Source organism: Clostridioides sp. ZZV14-6387 (assembly GCF_020657835.1).
Taxonomy (GTDB): Bacteria; Bacillota; Clostridia; order Peptostreptococcales; family Peptostreptococcaceae; genus Clostridioides; species Clostridioides difficile_A.
On sequence record NZ_JAGWCW010000004.1, the window covers coordinates 155,261 to 181,922 of the forward strand.

Consider the following 26,662-nt stretch of genomic DNA (forward strand, 5'->3'; position numbering starts at 1 on the left):
TTATGGGGGAGGTATATATTATGTTGCAAGTTCTAAGAATCGAACTTAGATTAAACACCAGTACCTGCATGTTGAGTGAGGTTACCAAGCCCCACTCCTTTAGACATTTGAATTAAATTCCGTTTTAATCCAGCATATCTACATATAGTGTATTAATACCTTTTGAACATAGTTAGAATTGAACTAACAGCGTCCTCACGCCCTGCCTAGTCTGTTCACATAAAAGACTTTCTGTCGCTGACATCTAAGCCTTTTATAATAATAGAGCGTGCAATTTTGGCATCCTTTTTTATCTATAACATATTCGCAAATATATTATTACTTTCTCTATTATTGAATAGTGGCTAGGGCAATCCCTTAACCCTAGCCTAATATATATTTAGTTTTGAGAGGGAAATCTTTATTTCCACAATATTATTATCTCATGTTTTTGCCAATAAAAAGTCTCACGATAGTCTCCAAAAAGTCTCAAAATAGTCTCATTTTTAAGCTTTCCATGAAAAAATGGGTAATTCAAACTCTTTTATCTTCGGATATAACATATCCATAATCTTACAAACTATTCTTTTTCTTATTCTAAAGCAATGACTTCTATCTATGTGCATAGCATTAGACATATAATCCATATTTATTTTTTCATTGTTCATGTACATTTCATTGAAAAACTCTGTTTCAAAGCTATTTAGACTTGTTAATGCACATTCTATAGTTTCCTTTTCAATCTCTAGTGTTTTCTTATCTTCTTTTAGTCTATTTAAATCTTCTTCTCTTTTAATAACTTCATTTTCCACGCTTGAACTTATATTATAAGTAGGTCCTGTTTTTTCTTCATAACTTTGAGCCTTACATCCACAAAACTCGTTTTCTAACTTTTTAATATATATATCTTTTATTCTTATTTGACTTTCTAATTTTTTATAGTTATATAATCTTCCCTCAACTTCTTGGAATAGTGTCTTTTTATTCATACTTTCACACTCCTATTATTTATTTATGTTATAATAATCTTGTATATAAAAGTTTTATATTTTTGACAAGTGGAGTGTGAAAGCACTCCTTTTTTCTTTAATTAACAGAAATTATCTTTTTCAAAGAAACTAATCTGATTTGTTTTTCTTTCAGACTTTATAATTCTAATTGATTCATCTATTAAATTTAATGAATTAAGTAACACATCTTTTGGTATATCCTCCCATTTATCAGCACCTAATACTAATAAAGTTCTTTTCTTGACAAGTTCAAATTCTTCATTAACTTTTGATATACCTAATCTTTCTTTTATATAAGAAGATATATCATATTTGGTTTTGGATGTTGGTCTATAGTATTCTGAACACTCTTTTTTAAGTTGTTCCATTTGTATATTATGTTTAGCATCCATTTTAAGCAATGATTCATTAACAATAGTATTAATTTGACTAAGTTGTGAATTTGATAAGGTTCTATTGAGTAACTTCTCTAATCTTATAAAGTATCTTCTTATTTCCCTTCCTTTATGATTGTTTTGTACCATAGCAAGTTCTTTTGCTACATCAAGCTTTAATACATATTCCTTAGATGGTCTACCACCATTTGAGTTTTTCACATTTTTATGAAAAACTGAATAATCCTCATTTTCCTTAAATCCATATTGTTTAATCCTATCTTCAATCCAGTCTATAAACTGTCTCTTAACTTCTAAGTTATTATGTAGTTCTCTAGCAAAAACTATTTTCTCTCCTGTATCAGTTTCATAAACTGTAACCAAATCATCTGCTACAACTCTTAAGTTTTCATTTATCATAATATCGTTCATATTTATACTCCTCCTATAAAATTTCTTCTAATTCAATCTCAATTCTTGGTTTATCACTATAATACTTACTAGCTACAACCTCAACTATCTGTGTATCATCCTTATAAGCTATCTCATTAAGTGCATCAGCCACAATCTTAACAACATTGTCAATATCGGGTTTCTTACTAGGTCTTAACACATTATTTCTTTTCTGTTCTTTAACTTTTTTACTGTTACTTTTAGCTATAGAATAATAGCACCTTAAAGTCATTTTTATATAACCTTCAAAGTAATGTTTAACTTTAGATTGATATAGCCATTTTATTAATTCTTCATAATTTTTAGTTTTATTAGGGGTATAGGTTCTTTTAGCATAAGTATTCATTCTTGGTCTTTCCTTACCAACTGGCTCTCCATCTATTACAAAATTAACTTTCAAAATTATCTCCCTTGAAATTAAGGCTATCTAAAAAGTTTTCTAACTTAAGTTTTTTTAATTGTTCATTTGTTTCTTTCATAGAAATTAACTTTATCATACAGTCATGTACTTCAAATATTTGCAAATAATCTAAATTCTGTACTTTATCATACAATAAATCTTCATCTACACATTTAAATTTATTATTAGTTTTTTTTAATTCTTCAAGCATTGAATTCTTCATCAAATTCATTAATTCTAACATTTACTCTTCCTCCTTAAATTTTTATTTTATTCCTAGCTCAACATAACCATTTCCCAATTTAATAAGATACTCAACTTCTTTGTTTACTTCAATTCCTGTAAATTTTTTATCTTTAAATGACTGTAATATAACTGTATCTCCTGCTTTAAAATCTACTGTATGCTCTACTTCAATTTGTTTTTTATTCTTAATTACATCTTTAAAAGTACTAGAAGCTATCTGCAATTCATGTATCATAAGCTCACACCCTTTAAAAGTTTTAGTCTATTTCAATTTCTACTATAGCTCTACTTAAAAGCTTTACATTATAATTTTCTTTTATATTTTCCTCATCTTTTTTAAAAGCTCTTGCTTCTTCTAAATCATTAAATATAGAGCTGTATATGTTCCCTTTTTCCCATTCTCTAGTTGTCTGCCAAGTTACTTTAAATTCTGTAATAACCATATCGACGACTCCTTTTATAAGTCAAAGTAAGTCTATAACATTCTAGTTTCATTCACAAACTTACCTTGACTATTTATTTTATTTTCTTAATTCCTTATAGTTTTCTTGACATATTTTATCCATATTTTCTTTGTATCTGCATCCTATACACACATTACAAGTTATAAGCTTATTACTAATTACAAAGTCATAATTGGCACATCTTTCATCACATTTTTTATGAAGTATTCTTTTTTTTAATTTGATTCTTTTATTCATATTTAACCCTCCCTTAATTTTTCAATTATCTCAATTTCATCATCCGAAAACACCATACAGGCTTCCCCGTAATAGTTACCATTTTCCCAATCTTTTTTAAATAACTCATATTCATTTATATAACATCCAGTATATTCGTCTTGTTCTAAAAGATAATATGCTTCCATTATTGTTTTTTCATCTTCTTCATCGCAATCAACTAGACAATATTCATCTCCAAATTTAACTACAATTACTTCTAAATAATCAATCAAGTTGTAATATCTAAGTGTATTTTTTAATCCTTCTTCTGAATATTCAAAGTCTACACTTTGATTTCTTACTTGCTCCAATGTTCTTTTAGTCTTTAATTTGACTTTATAAGTACTATACATAGTAAATATCCTCCAACCAATTTTTGTATGTTATATCACAATCTTTACTTTCACAATCTCTCTTATTATTTTTACAGCTTTTACAAATTTCTTTACTAAATTGCTTATAACTTTCTTTCTCTGTGATATTCTTTGACTTGCACATTTCTTTATTAGTCATATGCTCACCCCTTATAATCTTCAAATTTATCTACACTTCTGAAAATAATCTTATTATTAACCCACCTTTGCAATCTTCTGTATCTATGATTACATTTCCATTTTTCAAAAATCATGATATAAGGGTCATAATCTAACTCTTTTAATTTATAAACACGCTCTAAATCTTCTTCAAAAGTAGTATTGAAATTAGTAAGAACATAGACACCTAATTTTTGCTTCTTAAAATTCAATTTACTTCTAAATTCTTTCAGCTTGTCATATGTATTGAACTCATAATTGTCCCATGCAAAATGGATCCGTTTTATTTTAATTCTGTTAATCATTTCTGCTTTTTTCTCTGTCATAAGCCTTATATCAAGTCCTTGAGTGAAATCAACCCAAGCTTTGCTATTTATAAGTTGCTTTAAGAGTTCTTCCCACTTACTACAAGCTAAAATATTAGGGTCTAATAGCTTAATCTCTTTTTGTCCCCTCCAAAACTGGTTTAAATCGGCTACTTTATAGCTTTTGCTACCTTCCTTTTCTTGTACAATACAAAACTCACAACCTCTAGGACATCCTCTTGTTAAGTAGCCATAAGCAATATTTTTAATATCATATAAATCATAATCGGGATACATAAATTCAATCTGTGATGGCAATTTATTCTGTAAATCATATCCTGTGCCACCCTTTATGACTTCCTTAGCATTTATAACTGTGTAATCATCCTCTGAGAAAGTAAATACTTTAGTTTTATATACTTTGTCATATTCTTCAAAGAAATTTACAAATTCCACTTTATCACCTAATTCTTTGTGGTATGCTGATATTTTCATAAGTGCTAAATTAGGAAAGTTATGCCCATCAACATCAATTAACCCAATTTTCATTTCCCACCTCCATTTCCATTTTTAAGAGTCACAAAACACTTAAACAACACTTTATATTAAAATACATTTTGCAACTCTCTAAACTGTTTTTGTTAGATATTTCTATCACTCTGTTATAATAAAATCCACACACATTTCTAATCTTTTATTTAGATTTTTAATTTCCTTTTTGACATAATCATTCCATGTTTTAATTGCTTGTTCTTTATCATCTGAAATTATATAAGCTCTAAAAATATTCTCTTTGTTTAATATTTTTCTTAACTCAGCTTTATCTATCTTAAAGAACTCTGTATCTCTAAAAAGCATTCTATTGTCTTTGTATAGTTCAATAAACTTATCAGTAATATTGTAAATTTCAACTTCTTCTAGTCCTCGCGGACTACATATATAAAGTTTATCCATTATTCCTCTACCTCCATTTCAAGCCAGTTTTCATATCCCACAGAGCAAGAATAATCACAAACTCCATTCTCACAATAATCACAAAAACATTCATCACCACCAAGCGAGTCTATAAATTTAGCCAACTCTTTTCTACTCATATTTTTTATCTTTTCAAAGTTAGTCATTCTTAAATCCTCCCATATCATCATAATTTTCACACTCTTTTAGATTCAATCTATACTCATAAACTCTACCAGCTATAAAACTACCTACTATAAGTATTAAACTAGCCAAGATGTTCATTTTCTAACATCTCCTTACGTTCTAAGAACTCTTTTTTAATTTCTTCCAAATTCTCGCATTCATTACCAACTACTACATATTTTTTGCTATTCATTATAGTTGCTTTACTTGTAATTTCCTCCCATTTACCTTCAAATTGCTTTAAATAATGCCATTCAACATATAATTCAAGAGCATAATTTTCTTGTCTTACAATTCCATATTCATATTTATTTTTAGTATTATAGGGTTCTTTCAATATATCTCCCTCATAAATTTCTTCATTATTTCCAGACCAACATTTAGAGAATACTCCAATATTAGATACTCTTTGCCATTCACAATCTTCTTTTAGCATAAATAAACAATCTACTGCATCACTCCACTTTATTGTTTCAGAATAAATCCACTTCTCATTCTCAAAATCATAACCTCTATACTTAATTAAACTCACTTTTAATCATCTCCTCATATTCTTCTCTAGCCTTATCTATAGCAATAAATATGTCCTCTCCATTGTCATACAACTCTTTTGCTCTTTTAATTGTGTATTCAGTCCTTGAAACTTCCATTATTCCTCCTTAATATATTCAGCTTTCCAGCCACTTCTTGTTTTAGTTTTCTTTTTAATTGTTTGGTAAACTGCCTGACTCTGTAGTCTTAAAAAACACGCTGCACTATCTATAGAATCAAATATTTTTTCTTCACCAGTTTTGGTATTAATCAACTTTACCTTTGAACCTTTCTTTTTCTTTTTTCTATTTTTATCAACATTAAACTCTATTAGCATTTTTTCAGAAGTTGGAAATACAAGCTCTCCATTTTTTCTTACTCCATAAACACAACAATATAGTGCTAAGTAGTTTCTAAGAGTCAAATCATCTTCAAATATGTTATCTGCAACAGAACCATTAAAATATTTTTCAACCTTTAACATTTCAGCTCCCTCCTTATTCAACTGGCATTTCAAACACTTTTTCTTTGTTGCATCTAACCCCGTCTTTATTTATAATGTCAAACTTAGTTCCTGCAATAATAGCCTCCTGTATTCTGTTTAATACTTCAATAGCTCTTTCTTCTGATTTATACCTACCTATTTCTCTAACATTTGATTCTTCTTCAAACACTGCACATACTTGTTTATTACTTATTTCAACTCTGTTAACTCTCATTAAATCTAATCTATCTTGACTTCTAATTATTATCATTCCTAATACCCCCATCATCATTTTTCCTGTTATAATTTTTAAGACTTTCCGCATTTCAAGCCACAATATATCTCTCAATAAAGAATCCCATCCAGATATTATTGTAAAAGTCCCTTCATATTTTACTCTCTCAAACAGATTGTCTATTTCTGTACCCTCGAATGTTACTTCTTCAGTTCTTGTATCATTTATCTCAAAACTTCCCTTATCGCATTCTAAGAACACTTTCTCACACTCATATTTCACTCTTAAACCTCCAATATTTTTTAACTTCTAGGAAGTAATATTGTATAATCACTCCCTAGACTATTTAACTTAATTAAAAAGGTATATCGTCATCATCTATTGCTTGAAAACCTTGTGGGTCTAATCCTGGTGGTACATATTCTTGTTTAGCACTATTATCATTTTTACTAGAAAGTAGTTCTAAAGCATTTACATTAACCTTAGTAATAGATTTCCAACAACCATTTTCATCTTTGTAATTATATATATTTAACTCTCCAACAGCATATATAGGCTTAGCTTTAACAAGATATTGCACTAGATTCTCTAAATGTTTTCCTAATTGCTCACATTGAATAAAATCAGTTATTTTATTTCCATTTTTATCTTTAAACCTTCTATCTACTGCCATTGAAAAGGTTATTTTTGGAGTACCCGAATTTGGAAGGTACTTCAATTCTGCATCTGCAACTAATCTTCCAACTAAAGTTATTGTATTCATTTAACTAGCCCCCTTTTATTTTTCTTCCTGCTCTTCTGTGTACTCAACAAAGTAAGTATAAGTTGTCTTGCTATTTTGCTTCTCTCTACCAATCTTTACTGTATATCCAGCTTTCCCAAGTAATCTTAACAATTCCAATCTATCCTGCTCATTTAAAGAACCACTTCTTTGTGCATATATTCTCGCCATTTTATACCTCCCCTTTCTAGGAAACAATATATTGATATTTACTTCCTAGAAGTTTAATTTTTATTTAAATTTTTCCTTCTGACTCTTTTTAATAATCTCGTCTAGCTCTTTTTCATCATATTGAGTAAAAGTTTGATTGAAGTTAGCAAACTTATTTTTACTCACATTATGAGTATTCACAGTTTTATTATTAGACTGTTTCTTCTCCTGTTTACTCTTTTTCTTCCTCTCAAACTCATTTTGATACTCTGTAAGTTCTAAATTAGTTTTTACACCTGCTTCTATCCAATTATTTAATATTGTTTTAATGTATTTATAATTCTTAACTCCATTTGCTATTGCTTCATCAACAGCTCTTATGATAACCTCAGCTTCCATTCCATCATCTAAATAACTTGTTAGTTCTATGAAATTATTAGGTGTAATTAGACCTATATATTTTTCAAAGTATTTTTTTATATAGGTGGTTTTATCTTGTTGAGGTTGTTCATTAATAACAATAGTAGTAATATCATTATTTACTTTAAAGTCATTACTTACTACTTCCGTGTTTTCCGGTTTCCGAGAAACCCGGTTTCCGGGAAATCCGGTTTCCGGGAAATCAGTTTTTCGGGATTTTAGCTTCTGAGGATTTTCAAGTGGTATCTCATATACTTGATAATCATATCCTCCAAGCATCTTATTAGTATTAGAATCTCTACAAGGTTTTCTTGTTACATATCCATTTTCTATAAGTTCTTTTAAAATATTTGCTGTAGCATCCCTTCCATTTTTACTTCTTTTATATAGGTCATTAACATAGATTTTCCAATGGTCGGGCTTACTAATCAGATATGAATGTAAGCCTTTTGCTTGCCAGCTTAATTTTACATCTTCCAAACAAGTTTTATTTAAAACCACATATGGATTATCTTTGTCTTTGCTTACTCTTATAATCCCCACAATATCACCTGCCCTTATTGCTTATTTTCATAAGCATTACAAATTATGTCGTATTCTTGTTTTGTTAAATCTTTTATCTCTTTTCCAAATCTCTTAAATACTTTCTCTTTTAAACTTTCTTTATCAACATTTGCATTACTTGCTATTGCATATAACCTGCTTAATTGTTTGTCAGTTAATATTCTGTTACTTTGTTGAGTATTATTAGAATTATTTTTAGCTTCATTTTTTCCACTTACTGCGTCAAAACTATCATTCTCAGTTATGTTAAGTAACTGAATGTACAAATATCTAGTCTGATAGGTTTCTATCCCTCCTAGTGCTTGTAATTCATTAGAACCTTTAAGTTGCAAGTCTCGCATTGGAGAAGTGAATACAATCTGTTCTGTGGGGTTTTCTCCATTTATTAATGTTAGTGTTGCATAGTCATTTGTAAAGGTTATTATAGGGCATAATTTAACTTCTTCAAGTAGTTCGGTTGCTTGTGGTAAAAAGTCTGCTAACTCAAAATATTTAAAGTTAGAGTACTTATTCTCTCCGCTTTTCTTTAAATTCAATTTACTTAACTTAACTCTTACATTCATTAATTTAATGTAAATATTATTAGTTTCCATGGTCCTCACCTACTCTTTTTTAACTTTTGGAGTTGTTAATGTAGTTCCATATTCAATCCTGCAACCTTCAACTTCATGACCTTTTTTAATAAAATCTTTAATAGTATTCTTATCTACTTTTACAACTTGCTCTACTGTTTTATATATAGCAGGTATCTTTTCTTCATCTTCTATGACTAAGCTACCTGCTGACTTTCTTATACTTATATTTCCTAAAACTGTTTCTACTTTTTTAGTACCAAGTAGTTCCATACATTCCTTTATGTTACTTTTTAATCTATCAAGACTATTTTTCTTAACCTTCTTTAATTCCTGTAATCTCTTAATCTCTAAGTCTAAAGAGTTTATATCGCTATCAATATCTATTATTACTGAAACTATCCTAGTGTTTTTATTTTGTATCTCTTGTTTTATTATTTCTTTTATTTCCTCTAGTTTCTCAGTTTCATTTCCTGTTATTTCTGTTAAACCTTCTTCTATTTCTAATAAATCTGTAGTTAATTCGTATAAAGTACTCATAATTTCCCTCCGTTTATGCTATAATATAGCTTAATTAAATTTTTGTTTCTTCTGAATTGAGCCAGTCGCGATGGCTCTTTTCTATATCTGAACATCTATAGGTCTATCTCTTTCAATCTCTTCTAAAAATAATTCAAATCTCTTGTAATCTTCACTTTCCTCATATTCTATTGTTTTAACCTCTGTATTTATACCGCCTAGAATATTTTCAACAGCATACTTTACTCTTTGCCATGCAACTATTTCTCTTAAATAACTTTCCATGTATATATCATCTATTAAATCTCTATCCTTATTTCTAAGTTCCTCATAAAGTTTGCTATTTTTGTTTATCTCTAATTCAGCTAAATCTAATTGTTTTTGCACCATTTGTTTTACTTTTTTTAAACTTTCCATAATAAAACCTCCTAGTTTAAATTTTCAACTTCATAATCATTATCTTTAATATCTTCTGTTGTTAATGCTTGATACTCCATACAACCTCTTTCTTTATCAAAGTAAGCTAGATTTAGTTCCTCCTCAGTTGCTACTACTACAATGCAATCAATTTCAAAACCAAACCTTTTGCAATTCACTTTTATTGCACTTCCTGCTTTGATTCTCTCTAAATCAAATTTATCTAATGAACTATTCATAATTAAATCACCCCCTTTCTACTCTTAGCTTCTTCTATTACCTCACTTAAATCTTTTCCTTTATTTCGCTCTATAAAATCATCTAAGTCGTAACTTGCTACTTTTGTTACTCTTCTGTTTCGTATTACAGGAATTAAGTTTAAATCAATTAAATCTTTCAATGTTTCATTACCTATATTTAATCTTTTTCTAACTTTCTCTTTTGATATTAGTTCATTTGGATACCCTCTTTGCATCAACAAAATTATTTTTTCTTGACTGATTTCTTTCTCTATTTCTTTTTTTGCATTTTTTACTTCTTGTAGTATTATTGTTTTAATACTTTCATTAAAAAGTTCTCCAAGATTTAAATTTTCCATATTAAATCACCACCATTTCAAGAATATTCTGTATTTAATTTTCAAAGTTCAAAATAACTCAATTGCTTATATGGTCTTTCTGATTTTATTACTCTTATACAATCGTCTATAATTTGTATTAAATTGTTAGATGTATCAAAATCTATATCTTCCCATTTCTCCACTCCAAGGATTAAAAATAGTCTCGCTTTTACTTGGTTATATTCTTTATTAGCTTTGTCTATATCTAGCCTATTCTTTATGTATTTAGAATACTGTTGTTTCTTAGAACAAGTTATCTTACACAACTTTTTATATTCTTTTATTGTTCCTTTTAAATCTCCTATAGTTCCTGTAAGTTCTGTTATTACATTTTGTTGTAACTGATATTGACCTGTTTCCCTTATACTTGGAAGTACTTCATCGAATACCCAACTCTCAAATTTTTCTGCGTTTGGCAAGTTGCTATTAGAAATAAGCCTATACATATCACCTTCTGGTATAATATTTACCTTCAAAACTTTAGAATTGCTTTGTGGATGAGGTATGTCGCATTTCGCTACCCACTTACAATGTTTCTTAACTGCATCTCTAGTATTAGAGTAGCCAAGAGCTTTTGCTATATCCGTTGCTACAAAATACGGCTTACCATCAATTTCAATAGTTCTTATCTCGCCAAAATTGCAATTTTTAAATATTTGTAGATTATTCATACTTTCCATCCTCCAATTTTATTATTTTAAAAAAATCTCACTAAATACAATTCCTAAAAAATAGAAAATTCCAATTAAAATACCTCTAATAATTAATTCTTTTTCTTTATTTCTCATATACTTGCTCCTTTTACAAATTTTATATTTAGTTTTCAAGGTGCTAAATTCAGCAAAAAGAACACTTAGTTCGATTTATTTTTAAAAAAAAGTTCATCTATTGTAATTCCTAAAATATTCGCTATTTTTTGTGCTGTAAAAAAGCCTGGATTTTTTATACCTCTCTCTATTTGAGATATATACTCTTTGCTAACTTCTACTTGTAAAGCTAGTTGTTTTTGTGTCAATTTATTTTGCTCTCTATAGTACTTTAAATTACTCTTAAACATGTTACCTCCTTTTCGAACTAACTGTTCTTTTTTATACTCTCATTATATCGAACTAATTGTTCTCTGTCAACAGTTTTTGTTTTATTTGTTCTTTTTTTATTTAGTTCTTCTGCTGATAACAAATATGTGATATATTAAATCTAAATAGAACAATTTGTTTGTTTTTATCGGAGGTTGAATGATATGTTCGGAAAAAGATTGAAATTACTTAGAAAAGAATTAAACTTCACTCAAAAAGAATTGGGTGAAAAACTAAATATCTCAGGAAGAATTATTGGTTATTATGAATCAGAAGAAAGATTTCCTGACAAAGAAATTTTATCAAAACTAGCAGATGTGTTTAATGTATCAGTTGATTATTTACTAGGTAGAACAAATATAAGAAACACAGAGCATTCTGTTGAGTTAGAATTAATTGAGAAGTTGAATTTTTCTGACGATATAAAAGAAGCTTTAAGAATGCTTAGTGAACTAAGCCCTGCTAACCAAGAAAAAATGATGAAAATAGCAAAAGTTTTTCTTGAAGAAGAAATAAGTGAGAAGAAATAAAAAAGAAGAGGAAATTATTCCCCTTCTTTTTTATTCTTTTGTTTATAACATTCTTTTAATATCTCTATGTATTTTTTAAATTTATTTTCATCAATATTCTTTATTTTATTTAAAATCTTCCCATTCTCAATTATTTTTGCTTCCAATTCTTCCACATATATCATCCCCTTATAATCTTGGTAGCATTATTCTTATCTATTTCATTCCTAATCATAAAACTTACGTTCGCCAAAATAATCATAATCACCCTCTTATTCTTAAAAATAAATTTCTAATACTTTTACATATTTAGTTTTTGTATTATAAAAAATTTAATCTTTTAACTTTTTCTCTAGCTAGATAGAGTTATTTCTTACTTATATTTTAGCACAAATTTCCAACAAAAAAATCGACTAATAGGAAACTTTTCCCCTTAAAAATGCACATAATATAATTATCTGAATTTACTAAAAAATATATTAAAAGGTGATTTAATTTTATGTTAAGACAACTGAGAAAAATGAGACATTTAACACAATTAGAGTTAGCAGAAAAAATCAATTATAACAAAAGTTATATATCTAAATTAGAAAAAGGTAATTATAAAAATGTAACTGTTACTACAATAGTTGATTTAGCAATCGGTTTAGAAGTTAATTATTTAATAGTAGCAGCAATATTTATAATGGAAGAATTGAGAAAAAGAAAAGAAAAAAATAGACTAGTTAAATACTAGTCTATTTCTATGTTGTTTAAAAATTAGGATTACTGTAATTTTCTAATTTTTCTATTTTACCATACGCATTTAAAATACAAGTATAGAAGTTATCTTTATTTACAAGATAAACAAAATCAGTTCCATCACCTTCTCCAGAATAAGTAAACCAATAGTAATTATGATATGGCATTATCCAATTTTCATTAACATCTTCCTTATCCAAACTAATTAACTCATTCTTTTTTAAACCCTCAAGTTTTTCCATCTTCTTTAATGCCAAGTCATAATTACTAACTTCTGAACCATCTTTATTAAAATAACGCCACTTACCGTTTATTTTTTTCCAACCATATTGAGCCTCTACATTTTTATTTGCATCTATATCTATATATTTGAAATTATTTTCAACTGGCTCTCCTATTTTTTCATAAATAGCAGGATTTGAATAATTTCCTGTATATTCATTATATCCATATTCTAATAATTGTCCATCAGCAAATACAAATAATTCTCTTATACTTTTATCTGGAAAATGAAATTCTAACTCTACTCCAGGACCTACTTCTAAATTATAAGTCTTTACTATATCAAAAGGAATATTATTTATATTATCTTCCCTAACATAAAGCCAATTAAAGTCTTCCCCATCTTGATTAATCCAATTACCAATAATATTTTTCAATTCTTTCGAAATAGGATTTAATATTTCTTGTATTATATTTTCAGATATATTTCCTATTGCTGTTATCTTGGTTGCATCCTTTAAAACTTCTTTATTACTACCTAAATTAACTAGCACAATTGGAGTATTTTTAGCTATTGTAGAACCAACAAGAGCATATGCTAAATCAGTCCCACTAGCTATATAAAATTCTTTTGCGCCATTATAGAACTTATTTACTATCTTCTTATTAGTATCGTATCTATCTGTACCACCTAATCTAGTTGAATTAGTATCATTAACTAATTTCTCGCTCATTGATGAAGTCCCGCCTATTGCATAACTTTCCACACCAGTTGTATTAAATGGCACACTTTTCCCATCAGTTAATATTATAGCTGCTTTATCTCTAACTGCTACAGGTGCAGCACTCATAGCATCAGGTTCTCCTTTAAAAGCATTAGTCAATATCACTTTATTTACTTTGTTAATTGAATTTATTTCTTTTGCAACACTATAGCTTGTCTTAATTCTATCACCACCTTGAAGTCTTTTAATCTCCATTCCTCTATCTTTTAGAACAGTTTCAGTAGATTTATCAATAGAACTTTCTCCTCCTATTATGTATACCTTTTTAGCTTTTTCTACTCTTTTAAGAGTTGCATTAGGTATATTATTTTTCTTAGTCAAAAGAATTGGTGCATTTGTTGCTCCTGCAAGTCCACTTGCACTTAGCCCATCAGCCATTGTACTATCTGCATTTATAAGTATTGCAGTAGTATAACTTTGTTTGTCAGCTATGATACCAGCAGTTTCATATTTATCTGCGCCTTTGATTGATTCAACTTTATCAAGAGCATTTGCAGATATAGGGCAACTAGCAATAAACATAGATAAAGATAACCCTATTGTTAATAATTTCTTTGATTTCACAATATCTCCCCCTTTTTCATATCACTCAATTAAATTGTATAACAAAAATATATTATATGTTGTCGAAAGTACAAACTATTTCTACTCATTTAACGACATTAAGTAACATTTGAATAAATCATTTTTTTATAATTTTATTCTCTATAATTTTAAAATTGTATCAATTATAATTTATGTTATTATTTTCCATGTACCTTTTAATATATGTATCTCTTAAAGTATCTTTAATTGTTATAATATAGTTAGAGCATTTAGTTCTGATTATTTAATTTTGAGAGGAGAAATTTTCATGAAAGGTGGAGTAAGAAAACGTGGCGAAAAATGGTATTACTACTTTGACTTAGGTAGCATTAATGGAAAAAGAAAAAAAATAGAAAGAGTTGGCGGTAAAACTAAAAAAGAAGCTGAAAAAGCCTTAAGAGATGCAATAAATGAATTTGAAAAAGCTGGCATGGTTTTTGATGAAAGTAACATAAGTTTATCAGATTACTTAGACTTTTGGTACAAAGAATATGTTTTATTAAATTGTAAATATAATACACAACAATATTATAAACAAACAATTGAAAATCATATAAAGCCTAATCTTGGTGTTTACAAATTAAAAACGATAACTCCAACAATTTTACAAAAATTTATAAATACCAAATATAGAGATGGTTTTAGCAAAAACTCAATTAATAATTTTTATACTGTACTAAGTACTTCTTTAAAATCTGCTGTCTATCCATATAAATATATAAAAGAAAACCCTATGCAGTATGTTAAAGTACCAAAAATGAAACAAATAAAAGAAAAAGAAAATTTAAAAATAATAAGTATAGAAGACTACAATAAAATATTAAATAGATTTCCTAAAGAATCTAATTTTTATATCCCTTTACAAATCGGCTTTTATACTGGCATGAGAGTTGGGGAAGTTACAGCACTAAGATGGGATGATATAGACTTAGAAAATAAAACTATAAATGTTAGACATACTCTAATAGATAAAGGAAAAGGGCAATTTGAACTTGGTACTCCAAAAACTACAAGTTCTCAAAGAATTATACATATTGGTGATAAATTAGTTAAGATACTAAAGGAACGTAAAAAATTTAATAAGGAAATGAAATTAAAATTAGGAGAATGGTATATTGATTCAAATTGGGTATGTACTAAAGATAATGGGGAACATATAACAGCTAATAGTATAAAATATTTAAGTAGAGTTATAAATTATGAACTTGAAATAGATTTTAATTTCCATAGTTTAAGACATACACATGCTACAATGTTATTAGAAAATGGTGCTAATATAAAGGATATACAAAAAAGACTTGGACATAATAGAATATCAACTACGATGGACACTTATTCACATGTGACTGATAAAATGAAAAATGAAACTGTAGAAATTTTTGATAGCATTGTAGACTAAATTTGCCACCGAAATCGCTTTACGGTGGCAAATCGGTGGCAAATACAATATATTATTAATATATAATCTATATAAACGTTGCTATTGCTTGATTATCTTAGCTACAGTTTCCACATGTGTAGAATGAGGGAACATATCTACAGGCTGAACCTCAACACATTTAAATCCATGCATATTTAGATAATCTAAATCTCTCGCTAAAGTAGAAGGATTACAAGAAACATAAACAATTCTCTCAGGATTCATTGAAACAATAGTTTCTAGGACTTTTTCGTCACATCCCTTTCTAGGTGGGTCTACAACTACGACATTGGCAGTTTTACCCTCACTATACATCTTAGGCACAACCTCTTCTGCCTTGCCAACATAGAATTCTGCATTATGTATGTTGTTTAATCTAGCATTTATCTTAGCATCCTTTATAGCGTCTTCTATAATTTCTATACCATAAACTTTTTTAGCCTTTTGTGCCAAAAATAAAGATATTGTACCTATACCACAGTAGATATCAAAAACAGTATCAGTATCCTTTAGATTTGCATACTCAAGAGCTTTATCGTATAATACTTTAGTTTGGACAGGATTTACTTGGAAAAATGATAATGGTGAAATCTCAAACATTAAGTCGCCTATATAATCATTTATTTTTCCATCACCATAAATAACTATATTTTCTCTTCCTAAAATAGCATTTGTATCTTTCTGATTTACATTTACAACCAAAGTTTTAAAACCAGGTATATTTTCCTTAAGCACAGAAGCTAATTCTTTAAGATATGGAAGTTTATTTCCATTAGCCACCAATACAACCATAACTTCTTTAGTTGTAAAACCTATTTTTGTTACCAAATGTCTAATTAATCCTGTATGAGTCTTTTCATCATATATACTCACCTTATAAGCTCTTATATATGTTTTTATTATCTTAACAATTTTGTCATTTATCTCATGTTGTATTACGCATTTTTCTGTCGATATTACATCATGAGTCTTCTTTTTATAAAAACCAATAATTGGGACACCATCATTCTTTTGTATTGGAAATTGTGCTTTATTTCTATATCTATATGGATTCTCCATTCCTATAGTGTCATGAACTTCTACATCTTCTAACTTACCTATTCTAGTAAGTACTTGCTTAACTTCATTCGTTTTCATTTCAAGCTGCTTATTATAATCTAAATCCTGTATCTGACATCCTCCACAATCCCTAAGATTATCATTACACACTCTTTTTACTCTAAATGGAGACTTTTCTATTATCTCAACAATATCTCCTACAGCATAATTTTTCTTTACTTTATTAATCCTAACTTTGACCTTATCTTGTATTAATCCGCCCTCTACAAAAACTGTAATACCATTGTACTTTCCTACTCCTACTCCGCCTTGTCCAATGTCTACTATATCTACAATATACACCTCGTTTTTCGAAAGCATAAATCACCCTCCAATCAATCTATTATATTTAAACCTTTCCAAACTTTTTGCTTTAAATTTATATTAAAATATTGCTATTAACTAAACTATATTTTTTACTAAGCTACAATATTTTATTTTACCAAAAAAAAAGGAGCTTATAAAGCCCCTTGATAAATAAATTTATTATTTTTCCTATAAAACTCTAGTTGAACCTCTATATACCACACCTCTTGATGCATCCACAGTTACAACATCTCCATCTTTTACTAGATTTGTTATATCTGTAGCAGACACGATAACTGGTATATCTAAGTTTATACCTACAATAGCTGTATGTGATGTCATTCCACCATTTTCCGTTACTACAGCTCCTGCTTTCTCTATATAATTGTTCATTTCAGCATCAGTAGTAGTAGAAACAAGTATGTCTCCTTCATTGAAATCTATACAAGTCTCACCATTCTTTACTATACGAACTTTACCTTCAACTGTTTGATTACCTACACCTATACCTTGAACAATTTCTTCACTTATTACATGTACCTTTATTAAGTTAGTAGTTCCACTTACTCCTACTGGTACTCCAGCAGTTATAACTACTAATTCTCCATTATCTATATAATCTGCTTGTCTAGCTGCTTCTATTGCTTTTTCTATAACTTCATCTGTATTTCCTGCAACAGAAGATTTAACTGGATAAACTCCCCATGTAAGAGCTAATTTATTCATAGTCTTTTCATTATTTGTAGTGGCTATTATTGGAGATTTTGGTCTAAACTTAGATACCATTCTAGCAGTGTATCCTGAAGAAGTAGATGTTATTATAGCTGATGCATTTAAATCTACTGCTGTTGTACAAGTTGCATGACTTATTGCATCTGTTACAGTAACATTGTTAGTACCATTTTCCTTTAGTAATCTATCATAATCTAAAGTTTCTTCTGTTCTTTTTGCTATTGTAGCCATCATTTTTACTGCTTCTACAGGATATTTTCCAGCAGCAGTTTCTCCAGATAACATTATCGCATCTGTTCCATCATATATAGCATTAGCAACATCTGTAACTTCTGCTCTTGTTGGTCTTGGATTTCTTATCATAGAATCAAGCATTTGAGTCGCAGTTACAACTGGTTTTGCTAATTCATTACATTTTTTTATCATCATTTTTTGAACTATTGGCATCTCTTCAGTAGGTATTTCAACACCTAAGTCACCTCTAGCTACCATTATACCATCAGAAACCTTTAATATTTCGTCTAGGTTCTCTACACCTTCTTGGTTTTCTATCTTAGATATTATTTGTATATCAGTTGCATTATTATTCTCTAGTATTTCTCTTATCGCTAGTACATCAGATGCCTTTCTTACAAAAGAAGCTGCTATATAATCTATACCTTGACTTATCCCAAATTCTATATCGCTTATATCTTTAGGAGTTATTGCTGGTAAATTTATCTTAACACCAGGTACATTTACTCCTTTATGATTTTTAACTATTCCCGAGTTTTCAACAATACAAACTATATCTTCCCCATTTATTTCTTTTACTCTTAAACCAACTAGACCATCATCTATTAATATAGAATCTCCTGCTTTAACGTCTTCAGCAAGTCCTTTATAGCTTACTGTACACATTTCTTTAGTTCCCATAACGTCTTTCATAGTTATAGTAAACTTTTGTCCTTCTTCTAAAAGTACCTCTGGGTCTTCAAAATTACCTGTTCTAATTTCTGGACCTTTAGTGTCTAATAATATAGCAACTGGCTTATTTAATTTTTCTCTAACTTTTTTCGCCATATCTATTCTTTCCTTATGCTCTTCATGTGAACCATGAGAAAAGTTAAATCTACACACATTTAGACCATTTTGCATAAGTTGAGTTAAAACTTCTTCACTTTGTGATGCTGGACCTAGTGTACAAACAATTTTTGTCTTCTTTACATTATTTAACATATTTGCTCCTCCTGAGATATTATTCCACAGATTTATTTTTAATACTAAAACTTATATAGATAATATTTTTGCCATCTCATAAGCTTCTTTATCAAATACTTTCTTTTGAGCTAAAGCTTCACTTATTTCTAAATCAATTATCTTATTTTCTTTTATTCCTACAACTCTAGCTGATTTTCCATCTAGTAATAATTCTACTGCTCTTACACCAAGTCTACTTGCTAGTATTCTATCAAATACAGTTGGGCTTCCTCCTCTTTGGACATGACCCAATACAGTTACTCTTAAATCTGCTCCTGACTCTTTTTTAAGTTCTTTTTCTAAATCGCTAGCACTTCCGACTCCTTCTGCTAGAACGATTATACTATGTCTCTTACCTCTTTTTTGAGTAGTCTTTAGTCTTAAAGCGACTTCATCCACTTTAATTTCTACTTCTGGTACTATTATAGTTTCAGCTCCCCCTGCAAGACCTGCATATAGAGCTAAGTCTCCACAGTGTCTTCCCATTACTTCAACTATATTAACTCTTTCATGAGAAGATGATGTATCTCTTATCTTACCTATAGCATCTATAATAGTATTCATTGCAGTATCAAATCCTATAGTATAATCTGTATATGCTAAATCATTGTCTATAGTTCCTGGTATACCTATAGCTGGAAATCCTAAGTCACTAAGTTTTTGAGCTCCTGTAAATGAGCCATCTCCACCAATTACAACTAAACAATCAATTTTATACTTTTTAAGAATTTTTACTGCTTTTAGTCTACCTTCTTCTGTTTTAAATTCTTCACATCTAGAAGATTTTAATATAGTTCCTCCTCTGTGTATGATATCTCCAACAGAAGATAAGTTCATTTCAGTTAAATCTTCCTCTAGTAATCCCTTATATCCTCTATTGATTCCATATACTTTGCATCCATAATATATTGCTGACCTTACAACCGCTCTAATCGCAGCATTCATTCCTGGAGCATCTCCTCCACTTGTTAGTAATCCTATAGTTTTCATTTTTTACCTCCTTGGATTTTATGTCAATTTTTTATTATAATCATTGTTATTGTATGTTAATGGACTTTTTTTGTCCCTATATCATTTTTCAATCCCATCAAGACTAAAAAAATTAAATGTCCTTAAATGTCCATTTTGTGATATTATATCACAAAACGGACAATATTTTTCATATTATTATAATATATTTAGATTTTTATCCAAAAAACTAAGCTTTTATTTTTATGTTATCTTTAGGAAGTAACTTTTCTAAGTTATTTATAAATTCATCACATATACAGGTCAATACTCCTGTCATTTTATACGCTTTACGCTTACCATTTATATTTTCATCCATAGGATATAGGTATATACTATCATTGCCTGGATGTTGTTTAGCTATTTCTACAATATTATTGGTTGTATCTGTGTCAGACATACTATCTATTTTCAAATACAATTTTTTACCACTTTCTGGTTTAATATTTTGTATACTTTTAGTTCTTCCTGAATTGTAGTTTCTAGTTGCAAAATCAGTGCTATCGTCTATATCTTTTATTTCTCTAGCTATAAGTTTTGCATTTTCGCCTTCTTTTATACTTAATGTTCCTTTTACATAGATTATATTATCTTCATTTAAAATGACATTGTATTTTTGTAACAATTGAGGAAAAACTACTATTTCTATAGCACCATACAAATCTTCTAATTCAATAAATGCCATAATTTCATTTCTCTTTGTAGTTTTTATAGTTTTATTCACAATCATTCCGCCCATTATGGCATCTGTTTCATTCATTTGTATATATGCTTCTTCGTCCTCTTTTAATGAATTTAATTTTCCATTATCTATAGATGTCTTTTCTTGCAACTCTTTTTCAAATTGTGATAAAGGATGTCCACTTACATACATTCCCAGCACTTCCTTTTCAAGGTTAAGTTTCTCTCTTTCCTCATACTCTTGCCTTTTAGGTAAACTATATATTTGTTGAAAATCATTATCTTCTTCACTATCTCCAAAAGCATCAAATAGAGAAATTTGACCTTGAACATTTTTCTTTCTATCCATAGATACACTTTCTAATAAGCTTTCATAACCAACCATTAAGCTAGCTCTATTTTCACTTATATTATCAAAAGCTCCACATTTTATTAGACTTTCTATTACTCTTTTATTTGTATCTTTTTGGTCTAATCTTTTAACTAAATCTACTAAATCTACAAATAATCCATTAGATTCTCTTTCATCAATTATGTTGTTTATTATGTTTACACCAACATTCTTTACAGCAGCTAGGCCAAACCTTATATTATTCCCTTCAACTGAAAACTTTGAAAAACTTTTATTTATATCTGGAGGTAATACATCTATTTCTAATGCTTTACATTCTCTTATATACTCAACTACCTTGTCAGTATTTCCCATAACACTTGTTATTAATGCTGCCATAAATTCAACTGGATAATATGTTTTTAGATAAGCTGTCTCATATGCTAAAACTCCATATGCTGCTGCATGTGATTTATTAAATGCATAACGAGCAAAGTCTATCATATCATCAAATATTTTATTAGCTATTTCTTCTTCTACACCATTTCTTATGCAGCCTGCAATTTCTATGTTACCATCCTCATCAAACTTACCATGAATAAAATACTGTCTTTCTTCTTCCATTACATCCATCTTTTTCTTACTCATGGCTCTTCTAACTAAGTCACTTCGACCATAACTATAACCGCCCAAATCTCTAACAACCTGCATAACTTGCTCTTGATACACCAAACAACCATAGGTTACTTCCATTATAGGCTTTAGTTTTTCATGTAGATATGTTACATCTTTTGGATTACTTTTATTTTTTATATATGCAGGTATAGAGTCCATTGGACCTGGTCTAAATAGAGATATTCCCGCTACAATATCTTCAAAGTTGTCTGGTCTTAGTTGCTTAATAAAGCTTCTCATACCAGCACTCTCCAACTGGAATACTCCTAATGTATTTCCAGATGAAAGCATCTCATATACCTTTGGGTCATCATAATCCATCTTTGAAAAGTCTATTTTTTCTGTATAATTTTTTATAACTCTATTTTTTTCTATTAGGTCAAGAGTATCTCTTATAACTGTCAGCGTTCTTAATCCAAGAAAGTCCATCTTTAAAAGACCAAGTTCTTCAAGTGTCGTCATAGTAAATTGTGTTGTTATTGCATCTTGATGTTTATATAAAGGCACATACTCATCCACAGGATTTTTTGATATAACTACTCCTGCTGCATGAGTAGAAGCATGTCTTAGCATTCCTTCTATCTGTTTAGATATATTTATTATCTCTTTTGTTTCAGGGTCTTGGTCATACAATTCTTTAAGATTAGGATTTGTATCTAGAGCTTTATCTATTGTCATTCCTAAAGCAAAAGGAATTTCTTTAGCTATCTTGTCAACTTTATTGTAGCCTATATCTAACACTCTTCCAACATCTCTTATTGCAGCTTTTGCACCCATTGTCCCAAAAGTTATTATTTGTGCGACATGGTCATCACCATATTTTCTCTTTACATAATCTATAACTTCTTCTCTTCTCTCATAACAAAAGTCTATATCTATATCTGGCATAGATATACGTTCTGGATTTAAAAAACGTTCAAACAAGAGAGAATATTTTATTGGGTCTATATCAGTTATCTTAAGTGTATAAGCCACGATTGAGCCTGCTGCACTCCCTCTACCTGGACCTACTATAATATTATTTTCTTTAGAGAAATTTATGAAATCCCATACAATTAAGAAGTACTCCACATAACCCATTTTTTCAATTACATCTAATTCATAATTTAACCTCTCTAATACCTCATCACTAGGACTATCATATCTCTCTTTTAGTCCATTAAAACATAGCTCCCTTAAGTAAGTTTCTGGTGTATATCCTTTTGGAACATCATACTTAGGAAGATGTATAGTATTAAAATCAAACTCTACATTACACATGTCAGCTATTTTCGTAGTGTTGTCAATAGCTTCTAATGCATATGGAAATAGTTCTTCCATTTCTTCTCTTGATTTCAAATAAAACTCATCACTACCAAATCTCATTCTATTTGGGTCATTTAATGTTTTTCCCATTTGAATACACATAAGTACATCGTGTATCTTTGAATCTTCCTTATTTACATAGTGAACATCATTAGTTGCAACCAGTGGAATACCAGTCTCTTTTGATAACTTCACTAGTCCAGAATTTACTTCTTTTTGCTCAGGCAAATTATGGTCTTGAATCTCCAAAAAGAAATTTTCTTCTCCAAATATATCTCTGTAATCAATAGCAAATTGTTTTGCCTTATCATAATTTCTATTCATTAAAGCACGTGCTACATCTCCTGCAAGACATGCAGAAAGTGCTATAATCCCTTTATTGTGTCTTTTAAGTTCTTCCATGTCAACTCTAGGCTTATAATAAAAGCCTTCTACATATGAAGTTGAAACTATTTTTATTAAATTTTTATAACCTTCTATATTTTTAGCTAATAGAACTAAATGTCCTTGATATTTATCATAGTTTGGGTCTTTATCTCTAAGCCCACGTGCAGCTGTGTAAACTTCACACCCTATAATTGGCTTTATTCCTTCTTCTATAGCTGTTTTGTAGAAATCTATAACACCAAACATACAACCATGGTCAGTGATAGCTATTGAGCTCATATTTAACTCCTTAGCTCTTTTTATAAGTTTTTTCACCCTCGAAAATCCATCAAGTAAACTATACTCAGTATGTACATGAAGATGAGCAAAATCTTTGTTCATTAAATCACCTCCTGTTTTATAAATTTAATTTTACCACAAATATATGTCTTAAAACAAAAACAGAGACTTTTATCTCAAAATAGGGATTAACTTCAACATATCCCATTATATGTTAAAAATTAATACTTATCCTGAGATTGTCCCCTCATTTTATTACAACGATTTTTTTCTCAAATCTGTCGCGATTTCCTCTATTTTTCTAAGTCTATGATTTACACCAGATTTTCCTATTGGTGGCTCTAACATCTCTCCAAGTTCTTTGAGAGTCATGTCCTCATACTCAATTCTAATCTTAGCTATTTCTTGTAGATTTTCTGGTAAACTGCTAATTCCTATAGTTTCTTGTATGAACTTAATATTTTCCACTTGTCTTACTGCTGCATTTACTGTTTTAGAAAGGTTAGCTGTCTCACAATTTACTATCCTGTTTACATTATTTCTCATTTCTTTTACTATTTTAGTATTTTGGAGACTTAAAAGAGCGTGGTGTCCTCCTATAATACTCAGCAAATCAGATATTTGCTCACTTTCTTTAATATAAACAACATGATTATTTTTTCTAGCCACAATTTTACTATTAAAACCTAAAGAGTTTATAAGTTCTTTTAAAGAATCTGCAAACTCCTCATTGTTAGTCACAAATTCCATATGATAGTTCTTTTCTGGGTCACTTATAGAACCTCCGCCAAGAAAAGCACCTCTTATGAAAGCTCTTTTACACCCTTCGTGTTTAATTAAGTTATCTGGGATTTTGTTTATAGTAAAAAATCCTTCTTTATCTTCAAGTATACCTAATTTTTTTAATAATATTTCTGAACCCATTTCACTCGTTACCATTAATACATAACTGTTATTTCTCTTCAACATTTGATTCTTATTTACAGAGATTGTAGTATTAATATTAAAATTCTTTTTTAATAACTTAAATACTTTTCGGGCTATCGAATTTAATTCAGTTGTTATCTTTAGATTTAGCTTTTTATATCCAACGATTTGTATACTTCCCCCTGATTTGACTAAAGCTGATAATTCAGCTATATTACAACATTCATTCTCAGATACAATTCTCGCTAGTTCATTTTTGGTTTCAGTTGAAAAAGACATCTCTATCACCTATTAACTAATTTTTCTTTAACCTTTTTTTTATTTCTTGTAAAGCAACCTTTATTATCTCCTTTTCATCATCGTACCTAGCTAGGTCTACTACTCTATCTAGATGGATAAATTTGGCATCAATAAAGCCTTCCTCTTTTTGTGGAATAGTATCCATATTCTTTGCTTGCATCAAATACCAAAAAACTGTTTTATGAACTGCTCTGTTTTCATCCCAGTTTTCTTTGAATGTATAATGTATTTCACCTAAATATTTCAATATATCTGCCTTTACTCCAGTTTCTTCACTTACTTCACGTAATGCTGCCTCTTGGTTATTTTCCCCTTCTTCTACTTTTCCTTTGGGTAGCACCCAATCTCCATTGAACTTCCTTAGTAAAAGAATCGTATTGCCAAACAGGACTACACCACCAGCACTAACCTCTTCTCTCATCGATGTTCACTCCTTAAAACTAACATAATGATAAGGATTTCTACACAATTTTTTAAAATCCTTTTTTACTAACTTTTGTTGTAATTATGATTTAGGGCTAACTCAATAACTATGTTAGATATATACTTTGCATCATGTCTTATATAATTATTTTTTATTTCAATTAAATTCTTTTCTACAGTTCTTATACCCATATCTTTTAATTTATCTTTTTGCTTTTTATCTAGCAAAACTTGTTCTGCTCCATCTTGTCTATATAAGTTGAGCATTTCCTCAGGTAATATCTCATTATTTGCTATTACATAATCTATCAAATTTTCATCAGTATGCTTTACTATAGCCTCAACATGTTCTAATACATTATAACCTTCTGTCTCGCCTGGTTGAGTCATTATATTTGATATATATACTTTTGGAGCTAAAGACGATTTAATGGCATCTACAATCCCATCTACAAGCAAATTTGGTATTATACTTGTATATAGGCTTCCAGGACCCATGATTATAATATCAGCATCATAAATGGAAGCAATAACATCCTTTAATGGTTTTACATCTTTTGGACTTAAGAAAATTTTGTCAATAGAGCTTTTCTGACTTTTTGACTCTTCAGGTATGCTAGATTCTCCATTTATTATGTTGCCATTCTCCAATTTCGCAACCAAGTTTACATCTTCTAAAGTTACTGGCAAAACTCTTCCTGTTATAGCAAAAATCTCACTTAATTTATACACAGCTTTTTCAAAGTTTCCATATAATCCATTCATAGCAGCTAAAAATAGATTTCCAAAACTCTGACCTTTCAAAAGTCCTTCTGTAAACCTATATTGCATGACTTCATTCATTGTTGGTTCTATATTTGCAAGTGCTAATAGACAGTTTCTTATATCTCCTGGTGGTAGCATCCCTAAGTCTTCTCTCAGTACACCTGAACCTCCACCATCATCAGCAACAGTAACAATCGCAGTTATATTCTGTGTAGTATGTTTAAGACCTCTTAAAAATACTGACTGACCAGTACCTCCACCTATCACAACCACATTTGGGTCTCTATTTTCAACAATAGACCTTTGAAATAATTTTACTTTTTCATTCTTTGCTTTCTTATATATAAATAACGATACAATTAATGCAATCCAACCTAAAATTCCTACAATAATAAGTAATTTAGCCATGTTTGC

The 26,662-nt window shown here is 29.2% G+C and carries 38 protein-coding genes and 1 pseudogene; 3 read left to right on the forward strand and 36 right to left on the reverse strand.

What is annotated here, in order from left to right; genetic code table 11:
* Positions 1-485 precede the first annotated feature (485 nt).
* From KGF38_RS03995 to KGF38_RS04115, 27 genes are all read right to left on the reverse strand, one after another.
* A complete protein-coding gene (locus KGF38_RS03995; protein ID WP_021365848.1) occupies positions 486-968 on the reverse strand; it encodes a hypothetical protein in 483 nt (160 codons plus the stop codon).
* A 101-nt stretch (positions 969-1,069) separates the two neighbouring features.
* Positions 1,070-1,795, reverse strand: coding sequence for an antA/AntB antirepressor family protein (locus KGF38_RS04000; protein ID WP_227832201.1), 726 nt, complete (start codon positions 1,793-1,795; stop codon positions 1,070-1,072).
* A 13-nt stretch (positions 1,796-1,808) separates the two neighbouring features.
* Positions 1,809-2,216 (reverse strand): RusA family crossover junction endodeoxyribonuclease, encoded by a 408-nt coding sequence (locus KGF38_RS04005; protein WP_227832202.1) that lies wholly within the window; start codon positions 2,214-2,216, stop codon positions 1,809-1,811.
* Entirely contained in the window at positions 2,206-2,460 is a 255-nt protein-coding gene (locus KGF38_RS04010) for a hypothetical protein (protein WP_223195876.1), read from the reverse strand. The genes KGF38_RS04005 and KGF38_RS04010 overlap by 11 nt, the downstream gene beginning before the upstream one ends.
* 21 nt (positions 2,461-2,481) lie before the next feature.
* Complete coding sequence (locus KGF38_RS04015) at positions 2,482-2,697, reverse strand: DUF3850 domain-containing protein (protein ID WP_227832203.1); 216 nt, start codon at positions 2,695-2,697, stop codon at positions 2,482-2,484.
* A 22-nt stretch (positions 2,698-2,719) separates the two neighbouring features.
* On the reverse strand, positions 2,720-2,905 hold the full coding sequence (locus tag KGF38_RS04020) for a hypothetical protein (RefSeq protein WP_074105478.1): 186 nt from the start codon (positions 2,903-2,905) through the stop codon (positions 2,720-2,722).
* 78 nt (positions 2,906-2,983) lie between these two features.
* Positions 2,984-3,163: a hypothetical protein gene (locus KGF38_RS04025; protein ID WP_054271819.1), complete on the reverse strand. Its 180-nt coding sequence runs from the start codon at positions 3,161-3,163 to the stop codon at positions 2,984-2,986.
* A 2-nt stretch (positions 3,164-3,165) separates the two neighbouring features.
* The gene (locus tag KGF38_RS04030) at positions 3,166-3,537 is read right to left on the reverse strand and encodes a hypothetical protein (protein ID WP_227832204.1); all 372 of its coding nucleotides are present in this window, start codon (positions 3,535-3,537) and stop codon (positions 3,166-3,168) included.
* A complete protein-coding gene (locus tag KGF38_RS04035; RefSeq protein ID WP_227832205.1) occupies positions 3,530-3,697 on the reverse strand; it encodes a hypothetical protein in 168 nt (55 codons plus the stop codon). Before KGF38_RS04035 ends, KGF38_RS04030 begins: the two co-directional genes overlap by 8 nt.
* A 4-nt stretch (positions 3,698-3,701) precedes the next feature.
* Positions 3,702-4,571: a radical SAM protein gene (locus KGF38_RS04040; RefSeq protein ID WP_227832206.1), complete on the reverse strand. Its 870-nt coding sequence runs from the start codon at positions 4,569-4,571 to the stop codon at positions 3,702-3,704.
* A 105-nt stretch (positions 4,572-4,676) separates the two neighbouring features.
* On the reverse strand, positions 4,677-4,976 hold the full coding sequence (locus KGF38_RS04045; RefSeq protein WP_227832207.1) for a hypothetical protein: 300 nt from the start codon (positions 4,974-4,976) through the stop codon (positions 4,677-4,679).
* A complete protein-coding gene (locus KGF38_RS04050; protein ID WP_227832208.1) occupies positions 4,976-5,143 on the reverse strand; it encodes a hypothetical protein in 168 nt (55 codons plus the stop codon). Before KGF38_RS04050 ends, KGF38_RS04045 begins: the two co-directional genes overlap by 1 nt.
* Positions 5,136-5,261 (reverse strand): hypothetical protein, encoded by a 126-nt coding sequence (locus tag KGF38_RS20340; RefSeq protein WP_255645937.1) that lies wholly within the window; start codon positions 5,259-5,261, stop codon positions 5,136-5,138. The genes KGF38_RS04050 and KGF38_RS20340 overlap by 8 nt, the downstream gene beginning before the upstream one ends.
* On the reverse strand, positions 5,245-5,694 hold the full coding sequence (locus KGF38_RS04055; RefSeq protein ID WP_021378786.1) for a yopX family protein: 450 nt from the start codon (positions 5,692-5,694) through the stop codon (positions 5,245-5,247). The genes KGF38_RS20340 and KGF38_RS04055 overlap by 17 nt, the downstream gene beginning before the upstream one ends.
* A complete protein-coding gene (locus KGF38_RS20345; RefSeq protein ID WP_021372199.1) occupies positions 5,681-5,812 on the reverse strand; it encodes a hypothetical protein in 132 nt (43 codons plus the stop codon). The genes KGF38_RS04055 and KGF38_RS20345 overlap by 14 nt, the downstream gene beginning before the upstream one ends.
* Positions 5,812-6,177, reverse strand: a complete 366-nt coding sequence (locus tag KGF38_RS04060) for an NUMOD1 domain protein (RefSeq protein ID WP_021403295.1) — start codon at positions 6,175-6,177, stop codon at positions 5,812-5,814. Before KGF38_RS04060 ends, KGF38_RS20345 begins: the two co-directional genes overlap by 1 nt.
* Before the next feature lie 13 nt (positions 6,178-6,190).
* Entirely contained in the window at positions 6,191-6,694 is a 504-nt protein-coding gene (locus KGF38_RS04065; RefSeq protein WP_022583057.1) for a hypothetical protein, read from the reverse strand.
* Between the two features lie 73 nt (positions 6,695-6,767).
* Positions 6,768-7,175, reverse strand: a complete 408-nt coding sequence (locus KGF38_RS04070) for a single-stranded DNA-binding protein (protein WP_227832209.1) — start codon at positions 7,173-7,175, stop codon at positions 6,768-6,770.
* A 15-nt stretch (positions 7,176-7,190) separates the two neighbouring features.
* Positions 7,191-7,364 (reverse strand): hypothetical protein, encoded by a 174-nt coding sequence (locus KGF38_RS04075; RefSeq protein WP_009901716.1) that lies wholly within the window; start codon positions 7,362-7,364, stop codon positions 7,191-7,193.
* A gap of 60 nt (positions 7,365-7,424) precedes the next feature.
* Positions 7,425-8,306, reverse strand: coding sequence for a DnaD domain protein (locus KGF38_RS04080; protein WP_227832210.1), 882 nt, complete (start codon positions 8,304-8,306; stop codon positions 7,425-7,427).
* Between the two features lie 14 nt (positions 8,307-8,320).
* On the reverse strand, positions 8,321-8,920 hold the full coding sequence (locus KGF38_RS04085) for an ERF family protein (protein ID WP_227832211.1): 600 nt from the start codon (positions 8,918-8,920) through the stop codon (positions 8,321-8,323).
* Between the two features lie 9 nt (positions 8,921-8,929).
* Entirely contained in the window at positions 8,930-9,439 is a 510-nt protein-coding gene (locus KGF38_RS04090; RefSeq protein ID WP_227832212.1) for a siphovirus Gp157 family protein, read from the reverse strand.
* Positions 9,440-9,520: 81 nt separating this feature from the next.
* On the reverse strand, positions 9,521-9,835 hold the full coding sequence (locus KGF38_RS04095) for a hypothetical protein (RefSeq protein WP_227832213.1): 315 nt from the start codon (positions 9,833-9,835) through the stop codon (positions 9,521-9,523).
* An 11-nt stretch (positions 9,836-9,846) separates the two neighbouring features.
* A complete protein-coding gene (locus KGF38_RS04100; RefSeq protein ID WP_227832214.1) occupies positions 9,847-10,074 on the reverse strand; it encodes a hypothetical protein in 228 nt (75 codons plus the stop codon).
* Positions 10,075-10,076: 2 nt separating this feature from the next.
* Positions 10,077-10,433 carry a hypothetical protein gene (locus KGF38_RS04105; RefSeq protein ID WP_227832215.1) on the reverse strand — a complete coding sequence of 119 codons (357 nt, stop codon included), beginning with the start codon at positions 10,431-10,433 and terminating at the stop codon, positions 10,077-10,079.
* 41 nt (positions 10,434-10,474) lie between these two features.
* Positions 10,475-11,125 carry a BRO family protein gene (locus tag KGF38_RS04110; RefSeq protein WP_227832216.1) on the reverse strand — a complete coding sequence of 217 codons (651 nt, stop codon included), beginning with the start codon at positions 11,123-11,125 and terminating at the stop codon, positions 10,475-10,477.
* Positions 11,126-11,307: 182 nt separating this feature from the next.
* Complete coding sequence (locus tag KGF38_RS04115; RefSeq protein ID WP_227832217.1) at positions 11,308-11,511, reverse strand: helix-turn-helix domain-containing protein; 204 nt, start codon at positions 11,509-11,511, stop codon at positions 11,308-11,310.
* A 183-nt stretch (positions 11,512-11,694) separates the two neighbouring features.
* On the opposite strand from KGF38_RS04115, the gene KGF38_RS04120 reads away from it, so the two are divergent.
* Positions 11,695-12,060 (forward strand): helix-turn-helix domain-containing protein, encoded by a 366-nt coding sequence (locus tag KGF38_RS04120; RefSeq protein ID WP_227832218.1) that lies wholly within the window; start codon positions 11,695-11,697, stop codon positions 12,058-12,060.
* Positions 12,061-12,074: 14 nt separating this feature from the next.
* On the opposite strand, the gene KGF38_RS04125 is transcribed toward KGF38_RS04120, so the two are convergent.
* Complete coding sequence (locus KGF38_RS04125; protein WP_227832219.1) at positions 12,075-12,215, reverse strand: hypothetical protein; 141 nt, start codon at positions 12,213-12,215, stop codon at positions 12,075-12,077.
* A gap of 323 nt (positions 12,216-12,538) precedes the next feature.
* On the opposite strand from KGF38_RS04125, the gene KGF38_RS04130 reads away from it, so the two are divergent.
* Positions 12,539-12,775 (forward strand): helix-turn-helix domain-containing protein, encoded by a 237-nt coding sequence (locus KGF38_RS04130; protein WP_227832220.1) that lies wholly within the window; start codon positions 12,539-12,541, stop codon positions 12,773-12,775.
* A 679-nt stretch (positions 12,776-13,454) separates the two neighbouring features.
* On the opposite strand, the pseudogene KGF38_RS04135 reads toward KGF38_RS04130, so the two are convergent.
* A pseudogene (locus tag KGF38_RS04135) lies at positions 13,455-14,351 on the reverse strand (cell wall-binding repeat-containing protein); the annotation flags it as partial.
* A 289-nt stretch (positions 14,352-14,640) separates the two neighbouring features.
* Between KGF38_RS04135 and KGF38_RS04140 the strand changes: the two are divergent.
* On the forward strand, positions 14,641-15,771 hold the full coding sequence (locus tag KGF38_RS04140; RefSeq protein WP_227832221.1) for a site-specific integrase: 1,131 nt from the start codon (positions 14,641-14,643) through the stop codon (positions 15,769-15,771).
* A gap of 81 nt (positions 15,772-15,852) precedes the next feature.
* Here the strand turns inward: KGF38_RS04140 and rlmD are convergent, their stop codons facing one another.
* The 7 genes from rlmD to KGF38_RS04175 all read right to left on the reverse strand — a co-directional run bounded on the left by rlmD (position 15,853) and on the right by KGF38_RS04175 (position 26,656).
* A complete protein-coding gene (rlmD, locus tag KGF38_RS04145) occupies positions 15,853-17,211 on the reverse strand; it encodes a 23S rRNA (uracil(1939)-C(5))-methyltransferase RlmD (RefSeq protein ID WP_227832222.1) in 1,359 nt (452 codons plus the stop codon).
* A 174-nt stretch (positions 17,212-17,385) separates the two neighbouring features.
* Positions 17,386-19,146, reverse strand: a complete 1,761-nt coding sequence (gene pyk / locus KGF38_RS04150) for a pyruvate kinase (protein WP_054271840.1) — start codon at positions 19,144-19,146, stop codon at positions 17,386-17,388.
* A 51-nt stretch (positions 19,147-19,197) separates the two neighbouring features.
* A complete protein-coding gene (gene pfkA / locus KGF38_RS04155) occupies positions 19,198-20,157 on the reverse strand; it encodes a 6-phosphofructokinase (RefSeq protein ID WP_054271841.1) in 960 nt (319 codons plus the stop codon).
* Positions 20,158-20,365: 208 nt separating this feature from the next.
* Positions 20,366-23,935: a DNA polymerase III subunit alpha gene (locus tag KGF38_RS04160; protein WP_074179245.1), complete on the reverse strand. Its 3,570-nt coding sequence runs from the start codon at positions 23,933-23,935 to the stop codon at positions 20,366-20,368.
* A gap of 153 nt (positions 23,936-24,088) precedes the next feature.
* Positions 24,089-25,039: a DNA-binding protein WhiA gene (gene whiA / locus KGF38_RS04165; protein WP_054271843.1), complete on the reverse strand. Its 951-nt coding sequence runs from the start codon at positions 25,037-25,039 to the stop codon at positions 24,089-24,091.
* 16 nt (positions 25,040-25,055) lie between these two features.
* Entirely contained in the window at positions 25,056-25,481 is a 426-nt protein-coding gene (locus KGF38_RS04170) for an NUDIX hydrolase (RefSeq protein ID WP_003416968.1), read from the reverse strand.
* Positions 25,482-25,549: 68 nt separating this feature from the next.
* Positions 25,550-26,656, reverse strand: coding sequence for a gluconeogenesis factor YvcK family protein (locus tag KGF38_RS04175; RefSeq protein WP_176702492.1), 1,107 nt, complete (start codon positions 26,654-26,656; stop codon positions 25,550-25,552).
* Between the last annotated feature and the right edge of the window lie 6 nt (positions 26,657-26,662).

Excerpts from the sequence above, each read along its gene's own strand:
- KGF38_RS04020 (WP_074105478.1), bottom strand. The coding sequence starts at position 2,905 with ATGGTTATTACAGAATTTAAAGTAACTTGGCAGACAACTAGAGAATGG.
- KGF38_RS04170 (WP_003416968.1), bottom strand. The coding sequence starts at position 25,481 with ATGAGAGAAGAGGTTAGTGCTGGTGGTGTAGTCCTGTTTGGCAATACG.
- KGF38_RS04160 (WP_074179245.1), bottom strand. The coding sequence starts at position 23,935 with ATGAACAAAGATTTTGCTCATCTTCATGTACATACTGAGTATAGTTTA.
- KGF38_RS04075 (WP_009901716.1), bottom strand. The coding sequence starts at position 7,364 with ATGGCGAGAATATATGCACAAAGAAGTGGTTCTTTAAATGAGCAGGAT.
- KGF38_RS04110 (WP_227832216.1), bottom strand. The coding sequence starts at position 11,125 with ATGAATAATCTACAAATATTTAAAAATTGCAATTTTGGCGAGATAAGA.
- KGF38_RS04010 (WP_223195876.1), bottom strand. The coding sequence starts at position 2,460 with ATGTTAGAATTAATGAATTTGATGAAGAATTCAATGCTTGAAGAATTA.
- KGF38_RS04070 (WP_227832209.1), bottom strand. The coding sequence starts at position 7,175 with ATGAATACAATAACTTTAGTTGGAAGATTAGTTGCAGATGCAGAATTG.
- KGF38_RS04060 (WP_021403295.1), bottom strand. The coding sequence starts at position 6,177 with ATGTTAAAGGTTGAAAAATATTTTAATGGTTCTGTTGCAGATAACATA.
- KGF38_RS04015 (WP_227832203.1), bottom strand. The coding sequence starts at position 2,697 with ATGATACATGAATTGCAGATAGCTTCTAGTACTTTTAAAGATGTAATT.
- KGF38_RS03995 (WP_021365848.1), bottom strand. The coding sequence starts at position 968 with ATGAATAAAAAGACACTATTCCAAGAAGTTGAGGGAAGATTATATAAC.
- KGF38_RS04115 (WP_227832217.1), bottom strand. The coding sequence starts at position 11,511 with ATGTTTAAGAGTAATTTAAAGTACTATAGAGAGCAAAATAAATTGACA.
- KGF38_RS04040 (WP_227832206.1), bottom strand. The coding sequence starts at position 4,571 with ATGAAAATTGGGTTAATTGATGTTGATGGGCATAACTTTCCTAATTTA.
- pfkA (WP_054271841.1), bottom strand. The coding sequence starts at position 20,157 with ATGAAAACTATAGGATTACTAACAAGTGGAGGAGATGCTCCAGGAATG.
- KGF38_RS04085 (WP_227832211.1), bottom strand. The coding sequence starts at position 8,920 with ATGGAAACTAATAATATTTACATTAAATTAATGAATGTAAGAGTTAAG.
- KGF38_RS04120 (WP_227832218.1), top strand. The coding sequence starts at position 11,695 with ATGTTCGGAAAAAGATTGAAATTACTTAGAAAAGAATTAAACTTCACT.
- KGF38_RS04025 (WP_054271819.1), bottom strand. The coding sequence starts at position 3,163 with ATGAATAAAAGAATCAAATTAAAAAAAAGAATACTTCATAAAAAATGT.
- KGF38_RS20345 (WP_021372199.1), bottom strand. The coding sequence starts at position 5,812 with ATGGAAGTTTCAAGGACTGAATACACAATTAAAAGAGCAAAAGAGTTG.
- KGF38_RS04090 (WP_227832212.1), bottom strand. The coding sequence starts at position 9,439 with ATGAGTACTTTATACGAATTAACTACAGATTTATTAGAAATAGAAGAA.
- pyk (WP_054271840.1), bottom strand. The coding sequence starts at position 19,146 with ATGTTAAATAATGTAAAGAAGACAAAAATTGTTTGTACACTAGGTCCA.
- KGF38_RS04140 (WP_227832221.1), top strand. The coding sequence starts at position 14,641 with ATGAAAGGTGGAGTAAGAAAACGTGGCGAAAAATGGTATTACTACTTT.
- KGF38_RS04095 (WP_227832213.1), bottom strand. The coding sequence starts at position 9,835 with ATGGAAAGTTTAAAAAAAGTAAAACAAATGGTGCAAAAACAATTAGAT.
- KGF38_RS04105 (WP_227832215.1), bottom strand. The coding sequence starts at position 10,433 with ATGGAAAATTTAAATCTTGGAGAACTTTTTAATGAAAGTATTAAAACA.
- KGF38_RS04050 (WP_227832208.1), bottom strand. The coding sequence starts at position 5,143 with ATGACTAACTTTGAAAAGATAAAAAATATGAGTAGAAAAGAGTTGGCT.
- KGF38_RS04175 (WP_176702492.1), bottom strand. The coding sequence starts at position 26,656 with ATGGCTAAATTACTTATTATTGTAGGAATTTTAGGTTGGATTGCATTA.
- KGF38_RS04035 (WP_227832205.1), bottom strand. The coding sequence starts at position 3,697 with ATGACTAATAAAGAAATGTGCAAGTCAAAGAATATCACAGAGAAAGAA.
- KGF38_RS20340 (WP_255645937.1), bottom strand. The coding sequence starts at position 5,261 with ATGAACATCTTGGCTAGTTTAATACTTATAGTAGGTAGTTTTATAGCT.
- KGF38_RS04130 (WP_227832220.1), top strand. The coding sequence starts at position 12,539 with ATGTTAAGACAACTGAGAAAAATGAGACATTTAACACAATTAGAGTTA.
- KGF38_RS04000 (WP_227832201.1), bottom strand. The coding sequence starts at position 1,795 with ATGAACGATATTATGATAAATGAAAACTTAAGAGTTGTAGCAGATGAT.
- KGF38_RS04030 (WP_227832204.1), bottom strand. The coding sequence starts at position 3,537 with ATGTATAGTACTTATAAAGTCAAATTAAAGACTAAAAGAACATTGGAG.
- KGF38_RS04045 (WP_227832207.1), bottom strand. The coding sequence starts at position 4,976 with ATGGATAAACTTTATATATGTAGTCCGCGAGGACTAGAAGAAGTTGAA.
- whiA (WP_054271843.1), bottom strand. The coding sequence starts at position 25,039 with ATGTCTTTTTCAACTGAAACCAAAAATGAACTAGCGAGAATTGTATCT.
- KGF38_RS04100 (WP_227832214.1), bottom strand. The coding sequence starts at position 10,074 with ATGAATAGTTCATTAGATAAATTTGATTTAGAGAGAATCAAAGCAGGA.
- rlmD (WP_227832222.1), bottom strand. The coding sequence starts at position 17,211 with ATGCTTTCGAAAAACGAGGTGTATATTGTAGATATAGTAGACATTGGA.